General features: G+C 63.4%; 6 protein-coding genes and 1 pseudogene. All 7 read left to right on the top strand.

Annotated elements, in window-relative coordinates:
* Positions 1–41 precede the first annotated feature (41 nt).
* Entirely contained in the window at positions 42–1,733 is a 1,692-nt protein-coding gene (locus CKO28_RS26835) for an IS1634 family transposase (protein WP_437127663.1), read from the top strand.
* Between the two features lie 100 nt (positions 1,734–1,833).
* Complete coding sequence (locus CKO28_RS26830; RefSeq protein ID WP_200344432.1) at positions 1,834–2,442, top strand: ABC transporter permease subunit; 609 nt, start codon at positions 1,834–1,836, stop codon at positions 2,440–2,442.
* Positions 2,439–3,476 carry a branched-chain amino acid ABC transporter permease gene (locus CKO28_RS26825; RefSeq protein WP_200344430.1) on the top strand — a complete coding sequence of 346 codons (1,038 nt, stop codon included), beginning with the start codon at positions 2,439–2,441 and terminating at the stop codon, positions 3,474–3,476. The genes CKO28_RS26830 and CKO28_RS26825 overlap by 4 nt, the downstream gene beginning before the upstream one ends.
* Positions 3,469–4,185 (top strand): ATP-binding cassette domain-containing protein, encoded by a 717-nt coding sequence (locus CKO28_RS26820; protein WP_200344428.1) that lies wholly within the window; start codon positions 3,469–3,471, stop codon positions 4,183–4,185. The genes CKO28_RS26825 and CKO28_RS26820 overlap by 8 nt, the downstream gene beginning before the upstream one ends.
* A gap of 17 nt (positions 4,186–4,202) precedes the next feature.
* Complete coding sequence (locus CKO28_RS26815) at positions 4,203–4,904, top strand: ATP-binding cassette domain-containing protein (RefSeq protein WP_200344419.1); 702 nt, start codon at positions 4,203–4,205, stop codon at positions 4,902–4,904.
* 24 nt (positions 4,905–4,928) lie between these two features.
* Positions 4,929–5,792 (top strand): hydantoinase/carbamoylase family amidase, encoded by an 864-nt coding sequence (locus CKO28_RS26810; RefSeq protein WP_200344417.1) that lies wholly within the window; start codon positions 4,929–4,931, stop codon positions 5,790–5,792.
* Positions 5,792–5,981: pseudogene (locus CKO28_RS26805) on the top strand (IS5/IS1182 family transposase); the annotation flags it as partial. The gene CKO28_RS26810 and the pseudogene CKO28_RS26805, both read left to right, overlap by 1 nt.

The following is a 5,981-nucleotide window of genomic DNA, read 5'->3' as shown; positions in this document are numbered from 1 at the left end:
TGGCGTTGACTGTGCGCGATTCGGCGCCCCAGGGTCTAGGCATGTACCTGCGGACGACCCAGCGGCGCCGGAAAGACGGCTCGATCGTGCGCTACCTGGCCCTGGCCGAGAACGTGTGGAATGCCCAGACCGGCCGGGCGGAGGCCCAGGTGGTCTACAACTTCGGCCGCGCCGACGCGCAGACAGAGGCGCAGCTGAACCGGCTGGTGCGCAGCATCAAGCGGGTCCTGGGCGAGGACACGGCCGAGGATGCCGGCGCGGACGGCGGTCCGAACATCGCGATCGAGGAGAGCCGCGATCTGGGCGTCGTTCATGTCGCCCGCGCGCTCTGGGACGAGCTCGGCATCGCGGCGGCCGTCCGGGAGGTCCTGGAGGCCAAGGGCCTGGGGGCGCAGCATCACACCGCCCTGTTCGCCATGGCGGCGAACCGCCTGGAGGAGCCGCGCTCCAAGCGCGGCTGCACCACGCGCTGGCTGGGCGACCGCGCCTGGCTCCCGGACGCGCAGGAGCTGAACGTCGACCACCTCTACCGGGCACTGGACGTGCTGGCCGGCTCGGCCGAGCAGATCGAGCGCCGGGTGTTCTTCCAGACCGCCGACCTGTTCAGCCTCGATGCCGATCTGATCTTCTATGACACCACGACCGCCTACTGCGAGGTCGATGCGCCCGACGAGGCCGAGACCGAATGGAACGGCCAGCCCTACCCCGCCCTGCGCCGGCGCGGTCATAGCAAGGAGGGCCGGGACAACCAGCCCCAGGTGATCGTCGCGCTCGCGGTCACCCGCGACGGCATGCCCATTCGCTCCTGGGTGCTGCCGGGCGATACCGCCGACGTCAGCACGGTCCGGCAGATCAAAGAGGACCTGCGCAGCTGGAACCTGGGCCGCTGCGTGTTCGTGGGCGACGCCGGCATGTACTCCAAGGCCAACCTGAAGGCGCTCAGCGAGGGCCTGGGCCGCTACATCGTCGCCGTGCCCATGGCGAGTGTGAAGGAGGCGCAGCAGGACGCGCTCACCCGGCCCGGCCGCTATCGCCAGATCGCCGGCAACCTGAAGGCCAAGGAGGTCTGGGTGGGCGACGGCGAGCGGCGCCGGCGCTACGTGGTGTGCCTGAACCCCGAGGAGGCGGAGCGCCAGCGCCAGCACCGCAACGAGGTTCTGACGGAGCTGGAGAGCGAGCTGGCGCGCATCGACCGCGGCGAGGCCGACCATCCCAAGGCCGCCTGCCGGCTGCTCAGCTCGGCGCGCTACGGGCGCTACCTCAAGACCGACAGCAAGGGCCGGCCGCGGCTCGACCGGCCGAAGATCAAGGCGGCCGAGCAGCAGGACGGCAAGTTCGTGGTGGTCACCAACGACGACAGCCTGAGCGTCGAGGACGTGGCCCTTGGCTACAAAGGCGCTGCGATCATCGAGTCCTGCTTCCGCAAGATGAAGCAAACGGGCCTGGAGGTCCGGCCCATGTACCATGTGGCCGCCCGGCGCATCACGGCGCACGTCAAGCTCTGCGTGCTCGCGCTGCAGATCCAGCGCGCCGCGGAGATGCGCTGCGGGCGGACCTGGACGGCGATCGCTCAGGTGCTCGGCCGGCTGAAGGTGGTGCGCTATCGCAGCGAAAAGCGCGCAATTGTGCAGCGGACCGAGATCAGCGGCGAACTGGCCCAAACCCTGCGGCAACTGCGGGTTCAGGCGCCCCCGAGGCTGCTCAGCGTCACCGAGCTCGGCGACGCGGCCTAGATACACGCCCCGAGTCTGCGCCGCGCAAGTCCCTCATTTACCCGGCAAATTTCGGGCGCCTTTCTAGACGCCGCGAACCGGGGTCTGGGAACACGTCGTCATTCGTTATTATTACGACCGCCCTTTTGATACACTCCTGCTGACGTGGGCTTTCTTCCTCGTGAGCACGGAAATCGTCAAAATCGTATTCGGTTCGGGCTTCCGCGGTATCGACAATCCGATACCCGGCGCCGTGATGGTCGCCGGGGTAGACGTACCCGCGTACCGCGGCCTGATCGCCCTGCTGTCGCTTGGGCTCATTGTGGCGACCGCTTTCGTGATCTTCCGCACCAACCTTGGCATCAAAATCCGCGCCCTGATCCAGAACCGAGAAGTTGCCAGTCTGCTGGGGCTCAACATCTCGATGACGTACAAGCTGGTCTTCTGCTTCGGCGCCGGCATGGCGGGCTTGGCTGGTGCGCTCATCGCACCGGTGATGTCGATAGACCCCTACATCGGCAACATCTTTCTGGTCCGGTCATTCTTCGTCGTGATCGTAGGCGGGATCGGGCAACTGCTTGGCGGGACGCTTCTCGGCAGCTTCTTCGTCGGCGGCACCGAAACCCTCTTCGCGCTGTTCTCCGATCAGGTCGTCGCGCAGACGATCGTCTTCTTGGTCGCCATTGTGATCCTGCGTTTCCGTCCCTCCGGTCTTCTGAAGTCCAAATGACCCAGGACCTCGTCAGCCAAAAAGTTAAGTCCGTCTCCGGTCGGCTAAGCGTACCGAGCGGGGAGCCCGCCCTCGCCGTGGTGCTCTTCGCCATCCTCGCGCTCATACCGGTCGTGGCAGGCGGTTACATCGTCTACGTCCTGCCGCAGTACATGATTTTCGGCGTACTCGCGCTGTCACTAGGGTTGCTTTGGGGTTACGTCGGGATTTTGAGCTTTGGTCAAGCAGCCTTCTTCGCGGTCGGTGCCTACGTTACTGGTATCGTTATGGGGGCTGACTTTGGGATCAACCCTGTTTATCTCGCAGTTCTCGCCGCTACGGGTGCAGGGTGCTTGGTCGCCGCGATTGCTGGCTACTTTCTCTTTTCGGCTGGGGTTCGAGCGACGTACTTCGTACTCGTGACGCTCGCCCTGTCGATCATGGCCGAGCAAATTGCCGTCAGTCAGTCGCAGATAACGGGCGGATGGAACGGCATGTACGTGAACCGCCCAGAGCTGCCGTTTGGACCGATAGGAAGTCTGTCGCTTGGCGGCGACTACGTCATGTACTACGTGGTGCTTCCGCTCGTGGCCCTGGCTTATTTTATCGTCAGATGGTTGATGGCCGCACGGTTCGGCAAGGTCCTGGTCGGCGTGCGGGAAAACGAAGACCGCATGATCGCGTTGGGCTTTGGTGTCCCGTTCTACAAGACGGCTGCCTTCGCCCTTTCCGGGGCCGTCGCCGGGTTCGCGGGCGCGCTCTACGCGCTGCATTCGAGCTTCGTCTCGCCGTCGCTTGGCGGTGTGCTTTTCTCGACTGAGGTCGTGGTCTGGGTTGCCATCGGCGGGCGATTGTCCCTGCTTGGAGCGCTGGTAGGCGGGATCATTGTGGCAAGTCTTTCAAACTACCTTAGCGCGGTCGCTCCAGATACGTGGCAGCTCATGCTCGGCGTCCTTTTCATCATCGTGATCGTCTTCTTCAAACGCGGCCTTGCCGGGGCTGTATCCGATGGCGTGCGCTTGCTGACGGCGCAGCGGGGGCAGACCAATGAGTGAAGTGCTCCGGGCTGAAGGACTGAGCAAACGGTTCACAGGCATCAAGGCCAACGAGAACGTATCGTTTTCCATGGAGGCCGGGTCGATCCGTGCCATCATCGGCCCGAATGGCGCTGGCAAGACCACCTTCCTTTCGATGATTTCTGGGCACCTGCCACCAACTACTGGAAAAATTTTCCATAAGGGCCAGGATGTGACGCGCATGGACGTGGTTAAGCGCGCCCGACGTGGGATCCTGCGTAAGTTTCAGACACCCTCGGTCTTTGATGAGTTGAGTGTCTACGAGAACCTAGAGATTGCCGTGCTCGGCACGAACCGTGCGGCGGACCCTCGCCCGGCGCGCATCCGGTCGGTCTTAGAGACTGTGCGCCTTGCAGATCGCCCAGATGCCCTCTGTAAGCATCTTTCTCACGGCCAACGCCAGTGGCTCGAAATCGGGTTGTTGCTCGGACGCAACGCCGACCTCCTGCTACTGGATGAGCCGACGGCCGGGATGACTGCGGAAGAGACCGCGGCGACCGCAAGCCTCATCAAGGAACTCACAAAAGACCACACTCTGTCCGTGATCGTGATCGAGCACGACATAGACTTCATCCGCGACCTCGAGGCTCCGGTGATGGTTCTGCATCTTGGCGAGGTGCTTACGGAGGGCTCGTTTGACAGCGTCGCGAACGACCAACGGGTCCGCGATGTGTACCTCGGGACCTGAGATGGGAGAGGTTAGGCGTGACGCTTGAGGCGAACGGATTATACGCCGGTTACGGCGACATTACGGTGCTCCGCGACGTCACGTTGTCCGTGGACGATGGTGAAGTCCTGGCTGTCCTCGGGCGCAACGGGATGGGCAAGACCACCCTGATCCGAACGCTGGCAGGGTTGATCCGACCGAGTACGGGGACAATCAGGCTCAACGGCACGGACGTGACCCGCCAGCAAGCGCATCAGCGCGCTCGCGGGGGATTGACCACGGTGGTGCAGGGCCGCGGGATCTTTCCCCAACTGACCGTTCGCGAGAACCTCACCATGGGGCGGATTGCAGCGGGCACGCGGAAGCGCGACCGTCTGCGGGAGGTCTTGGATTACTTCCCGCGACTAGAGGAACGCATGTCTCAGGCCGCCGGTACGATGAGTGGCGGTGAGCAGCAAATGCTCGCTATTGGGCGTGGCTTGATGACGGATCCGGGGCTGATGCTCCTGGATGAGCCCTCCGACGGAATCATGCCCACGCTGGTCACGCAGATTGCCGACACGCTGCGGCGGATCAATCAGCAGGAGGGGATGGCCATCGTGATCGTGGAGCAGAACGTGCCGATGGTCTTCCGAATGGCGGACCAGTTCCTGGTGCTTGAGAAAGGCGGCATCGTCCATCGCGGCGATACGGCGACGACCGACAAGGAGACCATCATGCATGAGTATCTCGCACTGTGAGCCCATTGGAACTCTGTGATCCCCATGGTTGATGATTCCGCAGGACTGTCAGATACCGCGAGCGCGATCGCAAGCATGGTGAGCGACGAGCGCCTTTGGCGCCGTCACATGGAGATGGCGGAGATCGGTGCGATAGCTGGCGGCGGCGTAAACCGGCAGGCCCTGTCCGGCGAGGACATTCAGGCACGCGATCTCCTGATCAAATGGGGCCGCCAGATCGGTCTGGTGGAAGCGGTGGATCCCATCGCGAACCTTTTCCTGCGTTTGGAGGGGCGTGACCCTGGCCTGCCCCCGTTGCTGGTTGGGAGCCACATGGACAGCCAGCCGGCCGGTGGGCGCTTTGATGGTATCTATGGCGTGCTGGCAGGCCTTGAAGTAGTCGAGGCTTACGTGGCTGCCGATGTTCGTCCCCAGAGGTCGATCGAGGTCGTAGCATGGACAAACGAGGAGGGGAGCCGTTTTGCGCCCGGGTCAATGGGGGCACTCTGCTTTGCGGGTCAGGCGAATCCCGAAGATTTCCATCCAGTCTGTGATGATTCGGGCGTTGCGCTAGCTGATGCGCTGCGGGCGACATTGGCGGCGACACCAGGAGCGGCTAAGCGCTCCCTCGGCTTTCCGATCGCCGGCTATCTGGAAGCACATATAGAACAGGGGCCAATACTGGAGACAGAAGGGATTCCCGTCGGGATCGTCCAAGGTATCCAGGGCTCCCGACAGTTCGAGGTTTTTGTCTCAGGCGAAGCCGCGCATGCTGGGACGACACCGCGATCTGTCCGTCGAGACGCTTTACAGCATGCATGCCATCTTATGGGCACCTCGAAAAATCTCGCGATCCAGCGTTATCCCGGTAGAATCGTCGATATAGGGGCGATGAGTGGGAGGTGCTGATGGGCCAGATGGGCTTCTTCGACGTCTCGAAGCGCTACGCCGGGCTGGACGCGAAGGCGGAGCCGCTGGTGAAGCTGAACGCGATCGTGCCCTGGGCGGATTTCCGGCCTCAGCTGGAAGCTGTCTGGCGCCGGCCGTCGGAGGCGCGGAAGTCCAAGGCCGGTCGCAAGCCCTGGGACGCGGTCGTCA

Source organism: Rhodovibrio sodomensis (genome assembly GCF_016583645.1).
Taxonomy (GTDB): Bacteria; Pseudomonadota; Alphaproteobacteria; order Kiloniellales; family Rhodovibrionaceae; genus Rhodovibrio; species Rhodovibrio sodomensis.
Note: the sequence above shows the minus strand (reverse complement) of the source record. Positions and strands in the feature narration are given on the sequence as shown.

Bases quoted from the DNA above. Each gene is read 5' to 3' on its own strand.
- CKO28_RS26835 (WP_437127663.1), top strand. From the start codon at position 42: ATGTACCTGCGGACGACCCAGCGGCGCCGGAAAGACGGCTCGATCGTG.
- CKO28_RS26825 (WP_200344430.1), top strand. From the start codon at position 2,439: ATGACCCAGGACCTCGTCAGCCAAAAAGTTAAGTCCGTCTCCGGTCGG.
- CKO28_RS26820 (WP_200344428.1), top strand. From the start codon at position 3,469: ATGAGTGAAGTGCTCCGGGCTGAAGGACTGAGCAAACGGTTCACAGGC.
- CKO28_RS26810 (WP_200344417.1), top strand. From the start codon at position 4,929: ATGGTTGATGATTCCGCAGGACTGTCAGATACCGCGAGCGCGATCGCA.